This is a genomic window from Ponticaulis koreensis DSM 19734, from assembly GCF_000420665.1.
In the GTDB taxonomy this organism is placed as follows: domain Bacteria; phylum Pseudomonadota; class Alphaproteobacteria; order Caulobacterales; family Hyphomonadaceae; genus Ponticaulis; species Ponticaulis koreensis.
The window spans coordinates 65,568-86,595 of record NZ_ATVJ01000003.1 but is presented as its reverse complement, the minus strand read 5'-3'; the positions used below and the strand labels follow the sequence as shown (position 1 = coordinate 86,595).

General features: G+C 54.7%; 23 protein-coding genes. 7 read left to right on the top strand and 16 right to left on the bottom strand.

All coding sequences use genetic code 11. From position 1 onward, the window contains the following. Positions 1-3: 3 nt before the first annotated feature. The 8 genes from G523_RS20465 to G523_RS0115230 form a co-directional block, all read right to left on the bottom strand. On the bottom strand, positions 4-2,943 hold the full coding sequence (locus G523_RS20465; RefSeq protein ID WP_162141062.1) for a PAS domain-containing protein: 2,940 nt from the start codon (positions 2,941-2,943) through the stop codon (positions 4-6). A 193-nt stretch (positions 2,944-3,136) separates the two neighbouring features. Further along, the gene (locus tag G523_RS0115260) at positions 3,137-3,607 is read right to left on the bottom strand and encodes a PTS sugar transporter subunit IIA (protein ID WP_022695936.1); all 471 of its coding nucleotides are present in this window, start codon (positions 3,605-3,607) and stop codon (positions 3,137-3,139) included. Between the two features lie 38 nt (positions 3,608-3,645). Beyond that, positions 3,646-4,230, bottom strand: a complete 585-nt coding sequence (gene hpf / locus G523_RS0115255; RefSeq protein ID WP_022695935.1) for a ribosome hibernation-promoting factor, HPF/YfiA family — start codon at positions 4,228-4,230, stop codon at positions 3,646-3,648. 270 nt (positions 4,231-4,500) lie between these two features. Continuing rightward, complete coding sequence (gene rpoN, locus G523_RS0115250) at positions 4,501-6,000, bottom strand: RNA polymerase factor sigma-54 (RefSeq protein ID WP_022695934.1); 1,500 nt, start codon at positions 5,998-6,000, stop codon at positions 4,501-4,503. Positions 6,001-6,010: 10 nt separating this feature from the next. Then, a complete protein-coding gene (lptB, locus tag G523_RS0115245) occupies positions 6,011-6,745 on the bottom strand; it encodes an LPS export ABC transporter ATP-binding protein (protein WP_022695933.1) in 735 nt (244 codons plus the stop codon). Between the two features lie 109 nt (positions 6,746-6,854). Continuing rightward, positions 6,855-7,385 carry a lipopolysaccharide transport periplasmic protein LptA gene (gene lptA / locus G523_RS0115240; RefSeq protein WP_022695932.1) on the bottom strand — a complete coding sequence of 177 codons (531 nt, stop codon included), beginning with the start codon at positions 7,383-7,385 and terminating at the stop codon, positions 6,855-6,857. 2 nt (positions 7,386-7,387) lie between these two features. Next, entirely contained in the window at positions 7,388-8,029 is a 642-nt protein-coding gene (gene lptC, locus G523_RS0115235; RefSeq protein ID WP_022695931.1) for an LPS export ABC transporter periplasmic protein LptC, read from the bottom strand. Between the two features lie 159 nt (positions 8,030-8,188). After that, complete coding sequence (locus G523_RS0115230; RefSeq protein WP_022695930.1) at positions 8,189-8,806, bottom strand: ribonuclease D; 618 nt, start codon at positions 8,804-8,806, stop codon at positions 8,189-8,191. A gap of 325 nt (positions 8,807-9,131) precedes the next feature. Between G523_RS0115230 and G523_RS0115225 the strand changes: the two genes are divergently transcribed. Then, positions 9,132-10,211: a hypothetical protein gene (locus G523_RS0115225; protein WP_155802832.1), complete on the top strand. Its 1,080-nt coding sequence runs from the start codon at positions 9,132-9,134 to the stop codon at positions 10,209-10,211. A gap of 2 nt (positions 10,212-10,213) precedes the next feature. Here G523_RS0115225 and G523_RS19565 read toward each other — a convergent pair whose 3' ends face one another. Further along, the gene (locus G523_RS19565) at positions 10,214-10,963 is read right to left on the bottom strand and encodes a metallophosphoesterase (RefSeq protein WP_022695928.1); all 750 of its coding nucleotides are present in this window, start codon (positions 10,961-10,963) and stop codon (positions 10,214-10,216) included. A gap of 50 nt (positions 10,964-11,013) precedes the next feature. Next, on the bottom strand, positions 11,014-11,157 hold the full coding sequence (locus tag G523_RS20735) for a DUF2256 domain-containing protein (RefSeq protein ID WP_081648851.1): 144 nt from the start codon (positions 11,155-11,157) through the stop codon (positions 11,014-11,016). 106 nt (positions 11,158-11,263) lie between these two features. Between G523_RS20735 and rmuC the strand changes: the two genes are divergently transcribed. From rmuC to truA, 6 genes are read left to right on the top strand one after another with little or no spacing between them, the layout of a single operon-like run. Further along, positions 11,264-12,802 (top strand): DNA recombination protein RmuC, encoded by a 1,539-nt coding sequence (gene rmuC, locus G523_RS19560; RefSeq protein ID WP_162141061.1) that lies wholly within the window; start codon positions 11,264-11,266, stop codon positions 12,800-12,802. Between the two features lie 31 nt (positions 12,803-12,833). Continuing rightward, the gene (def, locus tag G523_RS0115210; protein ID WP_022695926.1) at positions 12,834-13,358 is read left to right on the top strand and encodes a peptide deformylase; all 525 of its coding nucleotides are present in this window, start codon (positions 12,834-12,836) and stop codon (positions 13,356-13,358) included. 4 nt (positions 13,359-13,362) lie between these two features. After that, positions 13,363-13,551 carry a hypothetical protein gene (locus tag G523_RS0115205; RefSeq protein WP_022695925.1) on the top strand — a complete coding sequence of 63 codons (189 nt, stop codon included), beginning with the start codon at positions 13,363-13,365 and terminating at the stop codon, positions 13,549-13,551. A 4-nt stretch (positions 13,552-13,555) separates the two neighbouring features. Further along, positions 13,556-14,485 carry a methionyl-tRNA formyltransferase gene (gene fmt, locus G523_RS0115200; protein ID WP_022695924.1) on the top strand — a complete coding sequence of 310 codons (930 nt, stop codon included), beginning with the start codon at positions 13,556-13,558 and terminating at the stop codon, positions 14,483-14,485. Continuing rightward, complete coding sequence (locus tag G523_RS0115195; RefSeq protein WP_022695923.1) at positions 14,485-14,991, top strand: GNAT family N-acetyltransferase; 507 nt, start codon at positions 14,485-14,487, stop codon at positions 14,989-14,991. The genes fmt and G523_RS0115195 overlap by 1 nt, the downstream gene beginning before the upstream one ends. Further along, the gene (truA, locus tag G523_RS0115190; protein ID WP_022695922.1) at positions 14,992-15,729 is read left to right on the top strand and encodes a tRNA pseudouridine(38-40) synthase TruA; all 738 of its coding nucleotides are present in this window, start codon (positions 14,992-14,994) and stop codon (positions 15,727-15,729) included. Here truA and G523_RS0115185 read toward each other — a convergent pair. The 6 genes from G523_RS0115185 to argB all read right to left on the bottom strand — a co-directional run bounded on the left by G523_RS0115185 (position 15,723) and on the right by argB (position 21,017). Continuing rightward, positions 15,723-16,244: a hypothetical protein gene (locus G523_RS0115185; RefSeq protein ID WP_022695921.1), complete on the bottom strand. Its 522-nt coding sequence runs from the start codon at positions 16,242-16,244 to the stop codon at positions 15,723-15,725. The genes truA and G523_RS0115185 overlap by 7 nt on opposite strands. A gap of 159 nt (positions 16,245-16,403) precedes the next feature. After that, complete coding sequence (gene dapE, locus G523_RS0115180) at positions 16,404-17,549, bottom strand: succinyl-diaminopimelate desuccinylase (protein WP_022695920.1); 1,146 nt, start codon at positions 17,547-17,549, stop codon at positions 16,404-16,406. Then, a complete protein-coding gene (gene dapD, locus G523_RS0115175) occupies positions 17,542-18,372 on the bottom strand; it encodes a 2,3,4,5-tetrahydropyridine-2,6-dicarboxylate N-succinyltransferase (RefSeq protein ID WP_022695919.1) in 831 nt (276 codons plus the stop codon). The genes dapE and dapD overlap by 8 nt, the downstream gene beginning before the upstream one ends. Positions 18,373-18,395: 23 nt before the next feature. Then, positions 18,396-19,100, bottom strand: a complete 705-nt coding sequence (locus tag G523_RS0115170; protein WP_027441803.1) for a pyrimidine 5'-nucleotidase — start codon at positions 19,098-19,100, stop codon at positions 18,396-18,398. Further along, on the bottom strand, positions 19,097-20,098 hold the full coding sequence (locus G523_RS0115165) for a DUF1036 domain-containing protein (protein ID WP_022695918.1): 1,002 nt from the start codon (positions 20,096-20,098) through the stop codon (positions 19,097-19,099). The genes G523_RS0115170 and G523_RS0115165 overlap by 4 nt, the downstream gene beginning before the upstream one ends. Positions 20,099-20,108: 10 nt before the next feature. After that, positions 20,109-21,017, bottom strand: coding sequence for an acetylglutamate kinase (gene argB, locus G523_RS0115160; RefSeq protein WP_022695917.1), 909 nt, complete (start codon positions 21,015-21,017; stop codon positions 20,109-20,111). Positions 21,018-21,028: the final 11 nt, after the last annotated feature.

Sequence of the window (21,028 nt, the reverse complement as noted above, 5' to 3'; positions counted from 1 at the left end):
AATTTATCCCCCGGTGCCCGTAGCAGCCTCAATACCTGCTCCCCCGAGCTCCCCGTCTTCTTCATCCAGCTCCGACATCATCACCCCTGTTTCCAGCGGTGACTGCAGTGGCAGCCGGATCGTAAATTCAGTCCATTCACCCTTTACGCTATCCAGCTCCACCTTGCCGTGATGCATATCAACGAGGCTTTTCACGAGGTTCAGGCCGATGCCTGTGCCCGGAATGCCGGTTGATGTGCTGGCGCGGAAAAAGCGCTGGAAAATCTTCGGCAATTCTTCTTTCGGAATGCCAATGCCGGAATCGCGAACCCTGAGAACGGCGTAATGGCCTTCAGTCGTGCCAAGGACGCTGACATGCTTGTTCTCGCCAGAGTATTTCACGGCATTTGAAATCACATTGGTGAAAACGTTATCCATCAGGCGTGCATCGCCAAAGAGTTCTTCTGGATAATCGCTCACATCCACATCAATCGTGTGAGCTGACGCGACTTCGCGCTGACGGGCACAGACCTCATTGATCAGTTCGCGCAATTTGAACGTCTCTGGTGTTAGTTTGATGCGCCCCGATGAAAGGCGCGACGCATCCAGCGTCCGCTCCACCAGCATGGTCATACGCTTCACAGTGGCTCGCAGGGTCTGCGCCTTTTCACGAACGTCATCGGGCGTAAATTTGTCCGCGCGTTTATCCAGACGCCGCGCAACTCCATCGATAATGGTCAGCGGAGTACGGAACTCATGGCTGGCCATGGACACAAATTCGGTCTGCATACGGTTGAGTTCACGTTCAGATGCCAGTGCTTTTTCGAGCTCCAGCGACTGGTTCATGATTGTCTGTGTGCGTTCTTCAACGCGCGCCGCGAGCTCGTCGCGGTTGGAAATCAGAGCCAGCTCAAGCGTTTTACGCTCGGAAATGTCACGGTGAACCACGATGTAGCCAGTAAACACGCCCGCTTCATCGAAGAACGGAGACAGAATGGCCTCAATCCAATACTCTGAACCATCTTTACGATAGGCAAGGAACTCACCAGAGAATGGCTCGCGCAAGCGTACGGTCGAGAGCATATCCGCCACATCTTCCGCGTTGGTTTCGATTCCGCGCAGCAGTTCGTGTAGCGAATGCTTTTTGATCTCGTCGAAGCTATAACCTGTCATCTTCTCAAGTGACGGGTTCATCCAATCGAGTTCCATATTAGCGTCTAGCAGCGCAATACCATCAGATGCGTGACGAACAACAAGAGCGAGGCGTTCAGCTTCAGCCTGCGCCTTAACAAGGTTGTCGCGCATTTCGCGCTCCTCTGTCACGTCATTAAGAACGTGTACAACTTTGCTGAGACGACCATTCTCGACAACGGGCGTGATTGAACCACTCATCCAGAAATCTGATTCGTCCTTGCGCTGAGAGAGCACTTCAATCTCTACGGGCTTGGCGTTGCGTATAGATTCGAAAACTTTCCGAATTTCTCGCTGGTTTGCCTTCGGATTCCTTACCTTCTGTAGCAATGTGTAGCCTTCAAGCTCGCTGAACCGAAAGCCGGTCATGTCGCAGAAAGCATCGTTACACCACGTGATCTGTCCACGACCATTCGTAAGCACAATGCCCTTCGTCGTATGCTCTGCGCAAAGCGCCAGCTTGTAGATTCGAGCTTTCTCAGCCTCCAGCGCATCCAGTGCCTGAATTGTCGACCGATGCGCTGGCAGAAATACGCCCATCGCCAGGAACAAAACAATAAGAAACCCGCCCAGCAGCGCCATGTCGCGGATCAGTTCCTGCGATTCAGAGGCACCGCGCGCCGTCGCGATGATCAGGTTGGAAAACTCGTTCAAACGGCGCTCGAACATAATCTGGTCGACATCGCTGATTTCTACTGGCGACACCTGCAGTCCAAACTCGGACTTCATGAATTGATAGAACCGGTCAATCTCGTCCGCGAGCGTTACTGCTGCGTGTTCGTGGCCTTCATGATGGATGTCTTCATGATAGAAACTTTCAATCGCGTCCTGAACATTGTTCTGGCCCATCAATCGATCAATACGGCTTGCAGCCGCGTAGTAGGTTTCAAGGTTTCGAAACACATCTGAAGGCACAGACTGGCGCATGGTTCCGTCTTCGCCGGCTTCATACTGAAGGTATTTCACATAGAGCGCAGAACGATTGCCGTTCAAAGACTCAACCAGTCGCGCCAGTTCGAAATGCGTGTTCGAATATCGCAACGACAGGTCATTCGCTGTGAAGACCGTGATAGACGCCAACGAGACCAGAATAGCCGTTGCCGCGAAACGGCGCCAGTGCTGACGGGGATTGTTCCCCATAACGGCCCCGAGGCCGACGCCAAGCACGCCGGTCATCAACAGGAACACTTCCAGCCAGAAAGCGTTCTTACCGCCGTGATTCAAAAGTGCCAATTCGGTCAGCTCGAAATGCATGTTCAGCGAAATGACGTATTGCGCAACGATCACCGATGCGATCATCAGGCCGATACTGAGGAGGGCGAGTGTTTTGTTGCGCCGGGAAAGTAAAGTCCGGTGCAGCGTTCCATTGATAAAAATGACCGCTAGTGCCGATGCCCCGACCGCAATCCAGTCGACTGAAACGGGAAGCTGTGGGTGAGCCATCAAAGGCGCAGCTATTGTGAGGCCAATAACCATCGCTGAAGTACAATAGCCAGAAAAACGCCGAAACTTGAGGGCGTCAGGACTACCTGCCATCCACACGCTCGTACCAGCAGCACCGATTGAAAGAAGTAAAATGAGACCAATTTCAACTTCGGACAGGTGTATCTGATCTTGCGAATAGAGAGCCAACGTGAACAAAAGCGTGTGGCTGAAAATCACATGCCCCAGCAGAATCGTCAGAATGAACGGAAAGTCACTAACGCCGTTGCCAGCCTGACGTAGATTGTAACGGAACGTCAATGCCATCACGCTCATGCTGACCAGACTCATGAGGAATATCCCCAACATCAGGGGATCTACATAAATACGATCTGAAAAAGGCAGCAGGTCAGGCATGAGGAACTCAAGAGATTATTCCCCTGAATTCAATCACAAAGATTTTAAGAAGCGTCCTTGTTGGACACTCAGGTTTTGCAAATATCGTTAACCTGCAATTAGGGCTGTGCTTAAAGGTCTATTGAAATCAGGCTGCCGAGCTTGTGATCGAAGCACCGAATATATCACGTATATCCTGCTCGGTCGTCGCTTCACGCAGCTGGCTACGAATGCTGGATTGTCGCATAACACGCGCAACTTTCGCGAGCGCCCGCAAATGGTCAGCTCCATCACCATCTGATGCCAGAAGCATGAACACGAGATCGCAGGGCTGCTCATCTACAGCGTCAAAATCTACTGGAGAGATAAGACGTGCAAATCCACCAATCGGGCTCGCAATACCAGGGAGGCGCGCGTGAGGCAGCACGACGCCATGGCCCACAGCGGTTGAGCCAAGCTTCTCACGCTCAAGAATCGCGCGCTGGATATCGCGTTCGGACACACCTGTCTTATCAGCCATAGCATTAGACAGTCGTGAGAAGACCTGTTTCGCGCTTGAGCAATTCAAGGCGGGCAAAACAGGTCCACCCGATAGAAGATCTGAAAGATCTCTTGTCATTTAAACCTCAGTTTCGGCCGCGTAGGTCGCGATCAGGACTATTTTCCCGGATCGACCCAGCCGATATTGCCGTCGTTGCGGCGGTAAACCATGTTAAGGCCGCCATGTACAGCATTACGGAACATCAATGCCGGAACTTCTGTCAGCTCCAGCTGCATGACTGCCATAGAAGCGGTCATTGTCTTGATGTTGGTCTGCTGTTCAGCGATCACCGCCGGAGCGTCTACCGTATCTACGTCGCCGGAATCAACCTCTGATTCGTCCTCATCTGAAGTCGAGAGCACGGAGTAAGAGACCATCTCCGCTGGCAGAAGGCTACTGTCTGGTCGGTGATGGTCACGAAGACGACGCTTATATCGACGTACACGCTTCTCCAGCTTGTCCAGAGCCAGCTCGAAGGCGGCATACGGATCATTAGCTTCTGCGCTTGATTGTAGAGATATCCCTGAGGGGAGCGCGACCTGACATTCGGCCTCATACAGATGGCCATCCTTGACCATACTCACATTACCTTCCGTCGCTCGATCAAAATACTTTGTTACTGCGTCCTCAAGCCCGCTTTCGATGCGGTTTTTGAGAGCTTCGCCAAGATCGATGTTCCGTCCAGCAATCTGAATTTGCATGATGGGTCCTCTTTATTTATCTGCCCCTACACCTAAGTCTGCAGCATTCGACGGTCTTGTGGCAAGAATGAGGGCAAATACGAATGTCCTGAAAACCTGCCGTCAGAGAAATCTCCTGCTTCTACTTACGTAATGTCGACGGCCTAGTCCGCCAGATATGTAAGAGAAGATTGTCATGAAAACATGTTAACAGGCAACCAAACTTATTGACGCAACTTAGATCCCGATATCGTCCGGATAGCAGTAGGAAACTATCGATTTATCAGGAATTTAGGCTGACTGACGCAGTGCACGGCGGCGCTGAACTGAAGAAGGAATACGTAAAAATTCGCGATACTTTGCGACCGTACGCCGCGCAATTTCGATCCCGAAACCGCGCAACTCCTCAACCAGCTGGTCGTCGGACAGAACCGTCGCCAGCGTCTCGCCATCAATGAGCGTTTTAATCCGGTGGCGGACGGCTTCAGCCGAGTGCGCCTCACCCTCACCTGTCGATGGAATAGCAGCGGAGAAAAAGTATTTCAGTTCGAACAGGCCACGTGGACTCGCGATGTATTTGTTCGATGTGACGCGCGAAACCGTAGATTCATGCATGCCAATCACATCAGCCACCTGCTTCAGATTCAGCGGGCGGAGATGGGCAACGCCGTGCACGAAAAACGCATCCTGCTGGCGCACCACTTCCTGAGCGACCTTCAAGATTGTACGCGCTCGCTGGTCGAGGCTTTTGATCAACCAGTTCGCATTAGCGGCGCACTCTTCAATAAATTCCTTATCCTTGTCGCGCATCGGCATTTGCGAAACTTCGGCATAATAGGTCCGGTCCATAAGCACACGCGGAAGGGTATCAGAATTCAGCTCGACACCGAACGCGCCGTAAGGGAGCTCGCGCACAAAAACGTCTGGCTGGACAGCCTGCGCCGCATCCCCTGCAAACGAAGCACCCGGACGCGGCGTGAGCGCTTTGATCTCCGCGATCATGTCGAGCACATCGGCGCGGTCGACACCGCAAATCTGCGCCAAACCTGACAGGTCATGCTTGGCCACCAGGCCCAGATTGTTCAACAGCGCTTCCATGGCCGGGTCGAACCGGTTTTGCTCTTTCAGCTGAAGCGCCAGACATTCTTCCAGAGAGCGTGCCATCACACCGGTCGGTTCAAACCCCTGACACACATCCAGAATGCGCAACACATGCTCTTGTTCGACGCCAAGCGTTGCAGCTGTCTGTTCAATATCCCCGCGCATATAGCCGCCATCGTCCGTCTCTTCGATGAGCTGGGAGGCGATCAGCTGATCGACCTCATCAAGGCCGGACATAGCGAGCTGGTCTTTGAGGTGTTCACGCAGCGTCTTTTCCGATGAAAGAACAGACTCAAAGTCAAAATCTTCACCGCCGCCACCGCCTGAGCCTGACTGCGTACTGCCAGCCCCTGAGCCCGCGCTCGCAGACCCGTGCGCCTCAACGGCGTTTTCGGAGGGACTATCCGCTTCATAGGTATCTTCGCGCGGCGCATCGAGATTGTCTTGCGCATCCGCTAATTGGGTATTCTCTGCTGACGAGCCGTAATCATCAGTCGCTTCTGATGAGCCATCGTCACTACCGTACTCGGAGTCGTCGCGCTGAAGGAGCGGATTCTTTTCCATCTCCTGATCGACATATTCAGCGAGTTCAATATTGGATAGCTGCAGCAGTTTGATTGCCTGCTGCAATTGGGGTGTCATGACCAGAGACTGGCCCTGACGTAACTCTATCCGCTGTGAAAACGCCACCGCGTGCCTCCTAGGCCGCGAACCTTTCACCCAGATAAACCCGGCGCACTTCCTCGTTTTTGAGGATATCTTCAGGTGTGCCTTCGAAGAGAACTCGGCCATCATAAATGATGGAGGCGCGATCAACGATCTGCAAGGTCTCACGGACCTGGTGATCTGTAATCAATACGCCGATGCCGCGCTCTTTAAGATAGCGCACCAGATCGGAAATATCCGATATGGCCAATGGGTCGATCCCGGTGAACGGTTCGTCCAACAACATGAAACTCGGCCTTGATGCAAGCGCGCGCGCGATCTCCACCCGGCGGCGTTCACCACCTGATAGCGACATTGCTGACTGCGATCTGATGTGCGTGATGTTCAGCTCTTCCAGAAGACCTTCAACCGCCTGTTTACGCGCTTTCTTGTCTTTCTCGATCAGCTCAACAACGCTCATCACGTTTTCCTCCACAGTCATACCGCGGAAGATTGATGTTTCCTGTGGCAAATACCCCACCCCGAGACGGGCACGCTGATACATTGGCAGCGAGGTTACATCCTCACCGTCAATCTCAATATGCCCTTCATCGGCCGTGATAAGCCCCATCATCATATAAAAGCAGGTTGTTTTACCTGCACCGTTCGGGCCGAGCAGGCCTACCGTTTCACCGCGTTTCAGAGAGAGTGATACGTCGTGAACCACCCGTCGTTTTTTGAACGACTTGGCTAGGTTCTTAGCGACGAGACCTGACTGGTCAGTGCTCACAAAGTTTCTCCCGTTTCGCGCGGCTTTGGTTAGGCCCGCGGCCCCAAACTTGCATACGATCATTAAAAGCCTGTTGAAGTTTCCGAAAAACTTCGGCTTCGATCAATTTTTATTCCTCGTCAGTACCGTCGGTAATAATAACGGTTCGAACGCGGGTGCCCTGAGTGCGCCCTTCAGAAGTCACAGTCGAGCGACCATTCGCAAGATCAACAACCAGCTGATCACCGGCAATCACGTTTTCACCGCGAGTCACTGTGACATTGCCGGTCAGTGTGATCGTATCTGCTTCATAGTCATAGACACCGCGATCACCGCGCGCGCGCTCGCTGGGTGTAAGGTAGTAAACCTCACCTTCAGCGACGAGGCGCTGAACATCGCCAACATTGCCGCCAAGCGCGGTAGCAGAACTGCCATCTTCAGAACGTTGCTCGAAATAAATCGTCAGGCGCTCGGCACGGATGCGCGCATCGCCCTGAATCGCATCGACATTGCCGATATAAACAGCGCGCGCTTCGCTATCGATGAAATCGAGCTGGTCAGCTTCAATCTGGATCGGGCCACGTTGGCCGCTGAGTTGTGCAGAGGCGCTGAACGTCAGCGCCGTCATCAGGCCTGTGGCCAGAACAAGTGACTTCAACATTCCTATTCTCCTGTCTCCTGACTGGCTGGCTGAATTTCCGTCCAGACATTCCCCCTGAACGTCACCCGGTCACCACCGTCATTAATCTCATAACTGTCTGCGCGCAAACGTCCGAACGGGCCTTCGCCTTCGAGAGGCTCAAGACCGACAACGCGATTTTCCTGAACATACATACGCGCATGAGTCGTCACAAACCGATTCCCGCTCGCATCCATCAGAACCACATCTTCAAAGAGTTCCAGATGCTGGGCGTCCTGATCGAATACGCCGCGAGGGGCCTGAACCGTACCATTGAGACCATCATCAAGCGCAGGGTTCTGCAACTCGATAAGAGAGGCATTTGCCCCGTTCCGTTGGGCCGTATCAGCTGTAATCACATAAGGCTGACCGTTCGCATCGCGCCCCGTAAAGCGCGGATTCAGCATGGTCACGACCTGCGTCGCGGTATAATCCGCGCGCGGGCCATGACCATTCACTATGCTGACAATAAAGCTACCCAGCAGTGCTCCAGCTGACAGCGCTGCACCGGTGATAAACAGCATCCGCAACAGACCAACGAGATCAGACCGCGACCGCGCCTGTTTCAGAGACAGGCGGCGCTTTGGGGCCCAGATGTCATTCTGTTGTGCGGACAGGCTGCTCATGATCGCCGAGTGTGGTCTCCGTGTGTGAATAAATCACCTAGCGAAAGCTGTGAGGCGAAACTAGGGCAAATCTACGATGCACGATGTTTTATCAGATTATTTAGCCGTGAAGCCTGCTTTTAACGCAAGCTGTCACCGCCAAACCTCGCACCAGCCAGACTAGCTGTGCGCGAAGATATCCGTATCCGGCCAGCCTTCCAGATCGAGTCGCGCACGTGTCGGAAGGAAATCGAAGCACTCACGCGCCAGATCCAGACGGCCTTCGCGGTCCAGCATGCCGATAAGGCGATCGCGGATTTCGTGAAGGTGAAGCACGTCAGATGCAGCATAGGCGAGCTGCGCTTCGCTGAGCGTTTCTGCGCCCCAGTCAGAGCTTTGCTGTGCTTTGGACATGTCTACGCCGACCAGCTCGCGAGACACATCCTTCAGGCCGTGACGATCTGTGTAGGTCCGCGCCAGCTTGGATGCGATCTTCGTGCAAAACACAGGCGCACAAGTGACACCGAACCACTTTTGGATCATGGCAACGTCAAAACGTGCAAAGTGGAAAATCTTTTCAACACCCGTATCAGCGAGCAGAGCTTTCAGGTTCGGCGCGTCATATGTGGAGCGATCAAGCTGCACAACGTGCGCGGTCCCGTCTCCAGCCGAGAGCTGAACGACACACAACTTGTCGCGCACCAGAGACAGGCCGAGCGTTTCAGTATCGACAGCTACACTATCACCGAATGTAACACCTGCAGGCAGATCGCCCTTATGAAGCCGGATTTTGGTCATGGCCGTATCTCTCTTCTGACCTGTCTGTTGAGAAAACTGTTACGGGTGTTTTCCTGCGCACGCAGCTGGAGTCAAGCCAAGCGCCATGCCGAACGCAATCTATTGAATTTATTAAGCGGACTTGGCCCCGAATTTACCTTTTAACATCATGATCTAAAGAAAAGGACCAACGATGGTTTTGGGAGCCGATACGCCTTTTGAAAATGAAAATAGCCATTCTGGTGCAATCAGATTGGTCCGTTTATCTGTGCCGAACTCTCTGGAGTCGACGGATGAGCTAAAGAAAACCATCGGGAGTTACTCCAAGCGCTTTCTTGAGAGCACCGTGAAGCTTCCTTTCAAGTTTCACATTCTTGAGCAAACGGCGTTCTTGATCTCTGCTGAGGGCCGCGAAGGCGAGTTGGACGATTATGTTGTCTCTCTTCAGATGCGCCTTACCGAGTTTCTATTTGGAACGCAGGTGCAGGATACCGGCGGGCTGGAAGTTTTGAGCTATGCAGGTTCAATGGATTCTGTCCGCGAATTTCTAGCTGCTGATCCAGAAGAAGCCCGCCGTATGTCACGGATTTTTCGGGAAGAAAATGAGGCGGAGAACCGCCGTCAGCTACGTGGCAAAAAGAGTTGGCGCTACAACTGGCACACACAAACGCAAATCGCTGACGAGCGGTTTCGGTTCCGGGGAATCCTTCATTGTAAACAACGCATTATCATCGCCCACGCCCTGACCGCTATGGATATGTACGGCGCACAGGGCTATGATGACATTCACCTTGGACGGTTTCTCAGGGTTCGCGAGCAGAAGACAATCGACTTCGAAACTACGGCATTCCGTCATGCCGTCGAGCGCGTAAAAATAGCGCGCGAAGCGAAACAGCCTTTGGTGCTGTTTGCGCCAGTGACCTATTCAACTCTTCTGTCTGCGGAATCGCGCAGCAAGTACCTCGCTGCCGTGAGAGAAGCGCCAGAATGGATCGCCGATCAAATAGGCATAATGGTATTTTGCGGGCCGGATGCCCCGAGCTTCGACGCCATTATGCATCTCGCAACTGATTTCAAACAGTATTTCCGGTTTATGGACTGGCAAGTAACGTCCTCCCAAATCTCAACATCAAGCTTCATGAATAGCGGCCTGCACACAGTTACTTTTGATATGCATCAGATTATTAACGAGCGCATCGGTGAGGTCGAACGCTTTGGTGAACATATCGCCGAGCTGCGAAAGATGAAGATTCGCGGCGCTATTACAGGCATCAAGACACGTGATGAGCTTCTTGCCGCGATCAGAGTTGGCACGTCGTTTGTTTCCGGTCCGTTTGTGACCACCGCTCTGAGGTCCCCACTCAGTCCAAGACAGATTTCTCCTGCAGAGCTACCGCTATCAGATATGGAGCTGGAATCTGCCTAAGGTCACGCAGGTATCTGCAGGAAAGTTGGCTTGCCGACTGGAGGCAGTGCGACAGCCGTTAAGGGGCCGCCATAACACGCACCGAGGTCCACATTGATACGCCGCGCACCATTGTGCTCAACGATTTTCGTTTCTTCTACCGGGGTATGGCCATGAACCACAGTATAGCCAGCCAGCTTGGGACGTCTGGACCAGCGCGATACGTCGAAGAAACGTTGCGACCGTGTCCACAGATGCGGTTCCTGTCCGTCATCCGGAAACATGGCAGGCTCGACGCCGGCATGAACGAAAACAAGCCGTCTGTCCTCAACAACGAAAATATCAGGCAGGCCGGACAACCAGCTCAAATGGTCCTTCGGCATGTTCAGCATAATCTCGTCGAGGTCTTCATCGCCCTTGCGATAGCTTTCAAGCGTATCGCGACCGCCATTACGCAGCCAGGACACAAGATAGGACGTGTCTCCGGCGAGCGCCTCAAGCATCATTTGCTCATGATTGCCAAGAATGGACTTCACGGTCAGCCAGTCGGCCTCTTCAGTTTTAGCCTCAACCGCCCAGATCGCCTCAATGACACCTTTGGAGTTACTCCCCCGGTCGACGTAATCGCCCAGATGGATGATACACGCCGGCGCTCCGGCATGATGCACGTCATGATGATTGAATATCTCTGCGTGGAGGGCACTCAGCCGATCGGCAAGTCCGTGGATGTCGCCAACTGCATAGAAAACAGTCGCGTCAAAAGTTTCTGGCATAGGGCAAAGGATCGTCTGAAAAATTCTGGAAAACGGACCGTAACACAAAGTCAGCGCACTGACTTCTTTTCGCGCCGACATTTTTCAGAACAATACACCACCTCGTCCCAGACGCGTTCCCACTTCTTGCGCCAACTGAACGGCCGTTCACAAACAGGGCAGGTTTTCTGGGGCAGGTCTGATTTCTTGCGCATGTGCTCAAACTGGGGTGCCCCCCGTTCCCTTCAATAGTCGTTGATCGCTAAATATGTTTATGTTTTGTTCTGAGAATTCGAATCCGGGTATGCTGAAATGATGACAATGTCCGTAATTACCATCGGCGATGCGCAGTTTGATCTGCTGCATGTAGCGCTTTTCGCTGCCCTGTTTCTCAGCGGCCTTCTGATTTATTCGCTCTGGCCACACCGTAAGCGTGCGAATGAGAGCAATGAAAGCCTCAACCAGATGAATGGCAGGTACGCGTCTTTGCTGACAGAAAATGCTACCAACCTCTCGCGGGTAAAATCGCTGGAGGAGACGCTGGAACATGAGCGTAAACAGGCCGAAGTACGCGCCGACTATGTCGAGCAACAGCGCAAAACCCTGCAGGCGCGCCTTGAAGAAGCCGAAACCAAGCTCAGCCGCGAAGAAGCCCGCACCGAAGAGCGCGACCGCGCTATGAAGGAAGAACGCGAACAACTGACGGCTCTGCGTCAGGAAGTCGAAGACCGCTTCAAAGAGATTGCGCATTCTGCCCTCAAACAATCCCAGAGCCTGTTCCTCGAAACGGCGAATGAGACCTTCGGCAAGCAGAAGGAAGCGGCAGAAGGCAATATCAAATCCCTGATGAGCCCGATCCGCGAGGCCATGGGCAAATTTGAACAACGCGTCGAAGGCATGGAGAAAGTCCGCGCCGAAGACAAATCTGCGATTTTTGAACAGGTCAAAAATATTGGCGAAATGCTGAATCGCAATCAGGCTGTTACCTCTAAACTTGTCTCTGCCCTCTCATCTCCGAAAGGCGGCGGTCGCTGGGGCGAGGAAAGCCTTCGCAATGTGATGGAAATGGCCGGCCTCTCGGAACATGCCGACTTCACCGAACAGGATGGCAGCGGCGGGGACGGGCTGCGCCCTGACGTCATCATACGGATGCCCGGGGGCCGCGAAATCGTGGTCGACTCCAAAGTCAGCATTGATGACTTCCTGCAAGCCGCAGATGAGCCGGACGAAACGCGCCGCAACACTTTCCTAGCTGCACATGCGCGTAAGATGAAAGACCATGTGAAGCGTCTCGCCAGTAAGGAATATTGGAAAGCCTTTGAAAGCCGTGTGGACTTTGTCGCAATGTATGTGCCGGGCGAGAATTTCTATGCCGCAGCGCTTCAGGTGGAACGCGGCCTGTTTGATTATGCAGCCCGCAATAAGGTTCTGATCGTCACGCCGTCGACTCTGATCGCGCTCGCCAAAGCCGTCGCCTATGGCTGGCGTCAGGAAGAGGCGGCAAAGAACGCGCTGGAGGCTGCACAAATGGGCCGCGACCTGCACAAGCGACTTGCGACCTTCACGAACCATATGGAACGCGTCGGCACGAGCCTTGGCCGCTCAGTCAGCGCCTTCAACCAGATGACCGGCTCTTACGAGCGTATGGTCATGCCACAGGCCCGTAAGTTTGAAACGCTGCAACTCAGCGATAGCGGCACCGAAATCAAAGATATCACCCGTATCGAGGAATTCCCGTCGAACACAAATCCGGGTCAATTCGAAGAACCTGGTCTGACAACAGAAACTCCGGAAATCGAAACTGAGAACGAGGCTGACACCTCACCTCAATTGCCACTTGATAATGATCAGGAATATTGACGAAACGGCGCTCTGACCATACTTACTGACCATGGCTATTCGTGAAATTCTGACTATTCCAAACCCTATCCTCAAACAGGTCTCAACCCCTGTAGAAGGCGGCGTGACTGATGAAGTCCGCGCGCTGATGGATGATATGCTCGAAACCATGTACGCAGCGCCGGGCATCGGCCTTGCGGCTGTACAGATTGGCGTACCGAAGCGCATTATCGTGATGGATCTGGGCGGCCCGAATGACGAGAAGCAGCCAAAATACTTTGTGAATCCGGAAATTCTCGAAACGATTGAAGAGACCCAGCCTTATGAAGAAGGCTGCCTTTCAGTACCGGACTATTATGACGAAGTAGAGCGCCCTGCGCGCTGCCTTATCCGCTATCTCGACTATGATGGAAATCAGGTCGAGGAATGGGCAGAAGACCTCTATGCCGTGTGCATCCAGCATGAGATGGACCACCTTGAAGGCACACTGTTCATCGATCACCTCTCACGCCTGCGTCGTCAGCGCGCCGTTGAGAAAGTGAAGAAAGCCAAACGCCAAAAAGAACGCGTCGCTTAAGCAGGTGTCAGCCTGGAAGCGCTGGTTGTTTGCGCTGCTCGGTTCTGCAGTGATCTGCGCCATCGTGCTCGGCGTCTTCTTCCTGGCGACCGAAATCGGCGAAAGCTCTGCACGCTCCACCTGTCTGGAAAATGACGGCGAGTGGGACTATACCGCTCGCGACTGCCAATTTTCTGTCCCGGAGGACCTCTGACCCAATGCGCTTAGCCTTTATGGGATCGCCCGACTTCGCTGTACCGTCTCTCAAGGCGTTTATTGCAGCGGGCCATGACATTGTCTGTGTGTATTCCCAGCCGCCCCGCCCTGCCGGTCGTGGCAAACAGCTGCGTAACACGCCAGTCCATGACGCGGCGCTGGACGCAGGCATTGAAGTCAGACACCCCGCCTCTCTCAAATCTCAGGAAGAAAAAGACGCGTTTGCGGCCCTGAATCTGGATGCCGCGATTGTTGTCGCCTACGGGTTGATCCTGCCGAAAGCCGTGCTGGCTGCGCCGAAATATGGCTGCATCAATCTGCACGGCTCGCTTCTGCCACGCTGGCGCGGCGCCGCACCGATGCAGCGCGCGATTATGGCCGGCGATCTGGTGACAGGCGTGCAGACCATGCAAATGGAAGCCGGTCTTGATACTGGCCCCGTCTATCTGACAGCAGAGACGCCCATCACCCGAAAGGATACAGCAGGTTCGATCCATGACCGCCTCGCTGAACTAGGCGGCCCGCTTCTACTCGAAACGCTGTCGGGTCTCGATGCAGGAACGCTGGAGGCCGAACCGCAGGCTGAAGACGGCGTCACCTACGCACATAAACTCGGCCCTGAAGACACACGTATCGACTGGACGAAACCAGCCGCAGAAATCGATTGCCAGATACGCGGTCTGTCGCCCTTCCCCGGCGCATGGTTCGAAATCGAACAGAACGGCAAGCGTGTGCGCGTTAAAGCGCTTATGTCGGAGCTGACCGACGGTAAGGGCAATGCAGCCAGCGTGACCGATGACCAACTGACGATTGCCTGCGGCGATGACTATGCAGTGCGCCTCACCCAGGTACAGAAAGCCGGTAAGAGCGCCTGCAGCGCTGAAGACTTCCTGCGCGGAAATCCACTTAAAGCTGGCGACAAGGTATTCTGATGAGCGACCACGATATCACGCTGCGTCTGGCCAGCGAAGACGACCTTCCGGCAATCCAAGCCCTGAACGACCTCGCCTTCGGGCAGGAAGATGAAGGCCTGATCGTCGAGCGCCTGTATGAAAACGACGAAGCTCTTCTGGCGCTGGTCGCCGAACGCGATGGCGCAATCGTCGGGCATATCCAGTTCTTCCCGATTGATACTTCCGGCATGCTGCCTGCAAAATTCGCGGGGCTCGGCCCGATGTCTGTCCATCCGGACCTTCAGGGCACGGGCCTTGGCGGAGAGTTGATCGGCGCAGGCCTGAAAGAGGTCAAAGCGCTCGGCTTTCAGAAAGTCTTCGTGCTGGGTCATGCCGAATACTATCCGCGCTTCGGCTTCTCCGTGGACGAAACCGCGGGCATGGCAGCCCCCTGGGGCGGACCGCATTTCATGGCGATTGAACTTAATCCCGGCAGCCCGCCACTTGCCGAGCTCCACTACCCGTCTGCATTCTTCGAGGGTTAGATGCCGCGCTATAAACTCACCATAGAATATGACGGCCGCCCTTTTGCAGGCTGGCAACGTCAACCGGACCAACCGAGCGTTCAGCAGGCATTGGAAGATGCTGCCGCGAAGGTAAACGGCGCGCCGGTACAGGTTCAGGGCGCAGGCCGCACGGATTCAGGCGTGCATGCTACGGGACAAGTCGCACATATCGACATGCAGAAGGCCATGCCAGCCGAGAAGGTCATGGATGCCATCAATTTTCACCTGAAGCCAAACCCTGTCTCCATTCTGAAATCGATCGAAGTGGACGAGGACTTCCACGCACGTTTCAGCGCGAAGGAACGGTTCTATCTCTACCGAGTTTCAAACCGTCGCGCGCCGCTGACACTGGACAGAGGATTTTCATGGCGGGTTGGTGCTAAGCTCGACGCCGATGCCATGCATGCTGCCGCACAGGCGCTGGTCGGCACACATGACTTCACGACATTCCGCGACAGCCAGTGTCAGGCCGAAAGCCCGGTGAAATCGCTCAATGCTATTTCAGTGACCCGCCTTGGCGAAGAGGTGCATGTGCGCTGTCGTGCTCTGTCCTTCCTGCACCGTCAGGTCCGCTCAATGGTTGGCACGCTCGTCGAAGTGGGACGCGGCAAGGAAGACGTGCGCTGGGTAGGCAAAGTGCTCGCTGCCGCAGACCGCACCCAATGCGGCCCCGTGGCGCCACCTGATGGTCTACACCTCACACGCGTGGATTACTGATCATCGCTGCAGATCAGGTCTGCCAGTTCAACACCCTCAACGTTGAGGACAATATTCCAGGCGGCGAGGCTGTCAGCATCGGTCATGTCCAGCATGGTCGAGAAAAGATGCACATAGTCTGCGCCTTCCTCGCCACTGGTTTCAACGAGCAAATGCGTCATGCCAGATTGCGTCTCTGTTGCCTCGGACCGCCCCATCAGAACAGAAATACCGTCCCGCTCGCAGGCTTTACGCGAGGCTGAGGTCAGGTTGAGTTCGTCGATTGTGCTGCCGTGATAAACGCCAAACACCTCAACGGGATTAGCGGGCGCAGAGATACCATCCAGGACCTGGTAAATCACAAAATCGCGGAAATGATAGGAATTCACACGCCAGCCGACAGGTATCTGCCCGGCGAATGCGTCATTGCCCACCCTCTGCAGTGCAGGGGCGCTCTGGTTTGCCTGAGCCGCACTCATTCCGGTCAGGAGAAGTGCCGCCATACAGGCTGACGATATGATTTTTGAGACCTTCATTACCAAATAGAATCCCCGCGTCGGTGTATTCTACTTCAAACAGAGATAGTCAGGAAACCGGATTCAACAGTTACGGGTAGATTTGACGCAAGGGAAAGAAAACGAAATGAGTAACTACAGTCTTCAGGGCGGCTAAATTCCCGCCCTGAACTTCTATTACTATCCGAAATAACGGGCCAGAATGCCGGTATAGATATCGGCGAGCTGTTCCAGTTCGGAGACTTCGGTGAACTCGTCCACCTTGTGCGCGGTATCGTTTTTGAGGCCGAGCTCCGCCACCGGACAATAGTCCTTGATAAAGCGCGCATCAGATGTGCCGCCGCCCGTGGTGAGCTCAGCGTCCACACCGGTAACGTCTTTCACCGCATCCACAATCATGGAGGTGAAATCGCTCGGCTGGGTGTAAAAGCTCTCACCCGTGACTTTGAGATCCAGATCAATCTCGCAGCCTGCCGTTTTGCTTTCAACGGCGAGACGCGTGATCTCGTCTTTCAGTGACTGACCGGTATGGTTCGTGTTGAAGCGAATGTTGAACTTCGCCTCAGCGCGCGCCGCGATCACATTATGCGCTGCATTGCCCACATCCACGCTGGTGATTTCCAGATTGGTCGGCTGGAAACCCGGCGCGCCATCGTCCAGATGCCAATTTTCAAGCTTATGCAGGAATTTGAGAAGCGCAGGCACGGGGTTTGCCGCCTTGTCCGGATAGGCAACATGGCCTTGCTTACCAGTCACAACGACTTTCGCATTCAGGCTGCCACGGCGGCCGTTTTTAATGACGTCGCCGAGCGTTTGCTCTGATGTTGGTTCCCCGACAAGACCGTGAGACAGCGTCTCGCCATCCGCCTCGATGGCTTTCAGAAGCTTGATCGTACCGTTTACGGCAGGGCCTTCCTCATCGCCTGTAATCAGGAATGAGATAGAGCCTTTCGGCTCGCCATGTGCTTCAAGATGACGGGCTACCGCGGTGACGAACGCAGCGATCTGGGATTTCATATCCACCGCGCCGCGTGCAATCAGCTTACCATCGCGCACTTCAGCGCCGAACGGGTCAACGCTCCAAGCGGCAGCATCGCCAACCGGCACCACATCGGTATGCCCTGCAAAACAGAAGTTCGGTTCTTCTGTGCCGAGGCGCGCATAGAGATTATCGACATCTTCAAACGGGTAGCGTTTGCAGTCGAAGCCGAGCGTTCTGAGCGCGTCTTCCAGCACGCCGAGCGCGCCAGCATCTTCCGGTGTGACAGAAGCACACCGGATCAGGCTTTGCGTCAGGCCAAGCGGGCTGGAGGTCAGGTTAGTCACGAAGCAGCTCGTTGATAGACGTTTTCGCGCGTGTGCCTTCGTCGACCGTTTTCACGATGACAGCACAAGCCAGAGATGGGCCGCCTTTAGGGTCTGGCAGCGTGCCCGGTACGACAACTGAATATGGCGGGATGCGGCCATAGCTGATTTCGCCTGTCTGGCGATTTACGATTTTCGTAGACTGAGTGATGAACACGCCCATTGCGATGACAGAGCCTTCGCCGACGATCACCCCTTCAACGACTTCCGAACGCGCGCCGATGAAGCAATTGTCTTCAATAATGGTCGGGTTCGCCTGCAGAGGCTCCAGAACGCCGCCAATGCCTGTACCGGCAGAGATGTGGCAGTTCTTACCAACCTGCGCACAAGAGCCGACAGACGCCCATGTGTCGATCATTGTCCCTTCGCCGACATAGGCGCCGATATTTGTGTAAGACGGCATCAGAACCACGCCTGGCGCAATGTATGCGCCGCGACGGACCGCTGCCGGAGGAACAGCACGAAGACCAGCCTTCTGGAAGTCTTCAGCCGTCCAGCCCTGAAACTTGGATGGCACCTTATCCCACCAGACACCGCCATTGACGCCATCGGTCATAATTTCATTCGGGTTGAGGCGGAAAGACAGGAGAACCGCTTTCTTCAGCCACTGATTCACAACCCACTCGCCATCATCGCCCTTCTGCGCCACGCGAGCCGTACCGGCATCAAGCATAGCGAGCGCTTCGTTTACAGCATCACGGACTTCGCCGGTTGTTTCTGTGCTGATAGTGTCACGCGCGTCAAAAGCGGCTTCGATCACGGACTGGAGATCGGTAGAGGTCATGTTTTTCAGGTCCTGAACTCGGTTTAGTTTTTAGGTTTCGACGTTTTCGCCGCCTTTAGAAACGTTGTCAGGCAATCCGTCAAATGATGAATGTGGTCTGCGGCATCCTGCGCCCCTGCAGGACGGGCGCCTTCGGGTTCATGGCTCCAGTCTTTTTCGGAGTGAACCAGCACTGTGGTGTAGCCCATATCATAAGCGGTTTTCAGATTACGCGGCAGGTCTTCAAACATCACCGCCTCATCCGGTGTGATGCTGAAACGCTCATGCATACGGTCGAAAGCGACGCGCTCCGGCTTTGGCAGGAAACCGGCGTCTTCAATGCCAAAATAGCCGTCAAACACACCGGTGAGGCCTAGCTTCTCCACGACGCGGTCAGCATGCTTCTGCGAGCCGTTGGTGAAAACAATCTTGCGCCCGGGCAGGTCTTGAATGGCAGAGCGCAGCTCTTTCAGTTCCGGAATGGGCGTCAGATCAATGTCATGGACGAAATCGAGATACGGCATGGGATCAATGCCATGCACGCTCATCATACCGTTCAGCGTAGTGCCGTGCTCTGCGTAGTATTTTTTCTGCAGGCGTCGCGCTTCATGATCTGGGAGCTTGAGCGTGTCGGCGACGAACCGCGTCATGCGCACATCAATCTGCGCGAACAGATCGCATTCAGCCGGGTATAGGGTGTTGTCGAGGTCGAACACCCATTGGTTTGCATGCGATAGGTCTGCGCTCACTGGTCTTCGTCTTCCGTTTCTACGTACTCGAAATCTCGGTCGAAGAACTCGTAAATCAAGAGGCCATCCTCGGGAACATCTGTCTCGATAAAACCGGCTTCTTCGTAGAAATTGGCTTCGCAGGTTTCACGGCCCAGAATAGCGAACTGCGAGTGCGAGATGCAGAACCGGTCCACACCGCCCGTAAGAACTTTCCGGCCCTCCTCTGTATCCATTTCTGCGTACACAAAATGGGAGGCCGATATCAGGTCCTGATCAATCACACGTTCGCACGTATCAGAGGCCAACGCCCACCAGCCGCGGCTTTCCCAGCCTTCTCCACGCCGGCGGCCAATCGCCGCCCAGATGCGTTCTTCGGTGCGGTTGCAGATCGTGAAACCAAGGTTTCGGGACCGCTCAATGGCAATCTGTTCAAGATAGTCGATCAGTTCTTCATCCGTCGCGTCGCTCGGCAGGTTCTGCTCGGAAAGAAAGGTGCGGATGGCCGCGCGCGTGCGACGCCCGATATAGCCGTCAATGGAACCGGACTCGACGCCGGCATCAGCCAGCAGTCGCTGAATACCTGCCGCCTGCGCGTTAGACTGAGGCCAGCGCGCCGTCTCGCGCAGAGTCGTTGTCCAGCTTGTGCGGTCTTCAATCGTAATGGCCTGAAAGCTACGTGTTTCGAGGCCCATAGCTGCACAGTCAGGAGGGCTCTCTACGGAGAATGTACCCTGCCCGTCGACACAGAATTCATAGTCGCCTGTCCAGGACTGCTGCCCGCCGCGATGTGCGCGCGAGGTCCGGCCGTAGAGGAAGTAAGGCGCGCCAACGCGCAATGGCGCCTGCAGCACAACGCGGCACTCGCCCGGGCGCACGCGGTTCCAGCCTTCAATGACGACATCATTATTGACCTGACGGCCTGTCGCGAGCTCTGCAATCATGCTGGTCTCATTGCAGATTGACCAGCCTTCCTGCTCCTGAGCCGCCGCACTTGTAGCGCCCAGGAAACCGGACATCAGAAAGAAACTAAGCGTTGGCAGAATTCGAGATAAGCGTGCCTGCACCATGATCCGTGAACAACTCCACCAGTAGGGCATGAGGTTTGCGGCCATCCAGAATGACAGCGGCTTCAACACCATTGCGAACGGCTGATGATGCCGTCTCAAGCTTTGGAATCATACCACCTTTTGCAGTGCCATTGGCAATAAGCTCGCTGACATTTTCCGCGGTGACAGAGCGGATAAGTTCACCCTGTTTGTCCAGTACGCCAACCACGTCTGTCATCAGAAGTAGGCGCTTCGCACCGAGTGCACTGGCGATAGCACCGGCAGCGCTGTCTGCGTTGATGTTGTAGCTTTCATGGTTCGGCCCAACGCCAAGCGGCGCGATAACCGGAATGAAGCCTTCAGCTGCTGTTGAGAGCGTCTTGATTATGTCAGGATTGACGCTGTCCGGCTCGCCAACGAAGCCAAGATCGACCACGCGTTCAATCGCAGAATCCGGATCGCGGACAGTCCGTTCAAGCTTTTTGGCACGCAGCAGATTACCGTCAGCGCCGGAAAGGCCCACCCCCTTGCCGCCTGCCAGATTGATAGACCGGACGATATGCGTGTTGATCGATCCACCAAGCACCATTTCCACAACAGACAGGGTCTTCTCGTCTGTCACGCGCTGGCCGTCTTCAAACGCAGACTTAATGCCGAGCTGGTCCAGCATCCCGCCAATTTGCGGGCCACCGCCATGCACCACAACAGGATTGAGCCCAAGCTGCTTCAGCAGGACCACATCGCGCGCAAAGCCTTTGGCGAGCGACGGGTCGACCATAGCATGGCCGCCGAATTTGATGACGACAGTCTGGCGATGATAGCGCTGAATAAACGGAAGCGCTTCGGACAGTGTTTTGGCAGACAGATAGCCCGGATCATTATCAGTCATTGGCTCATCCT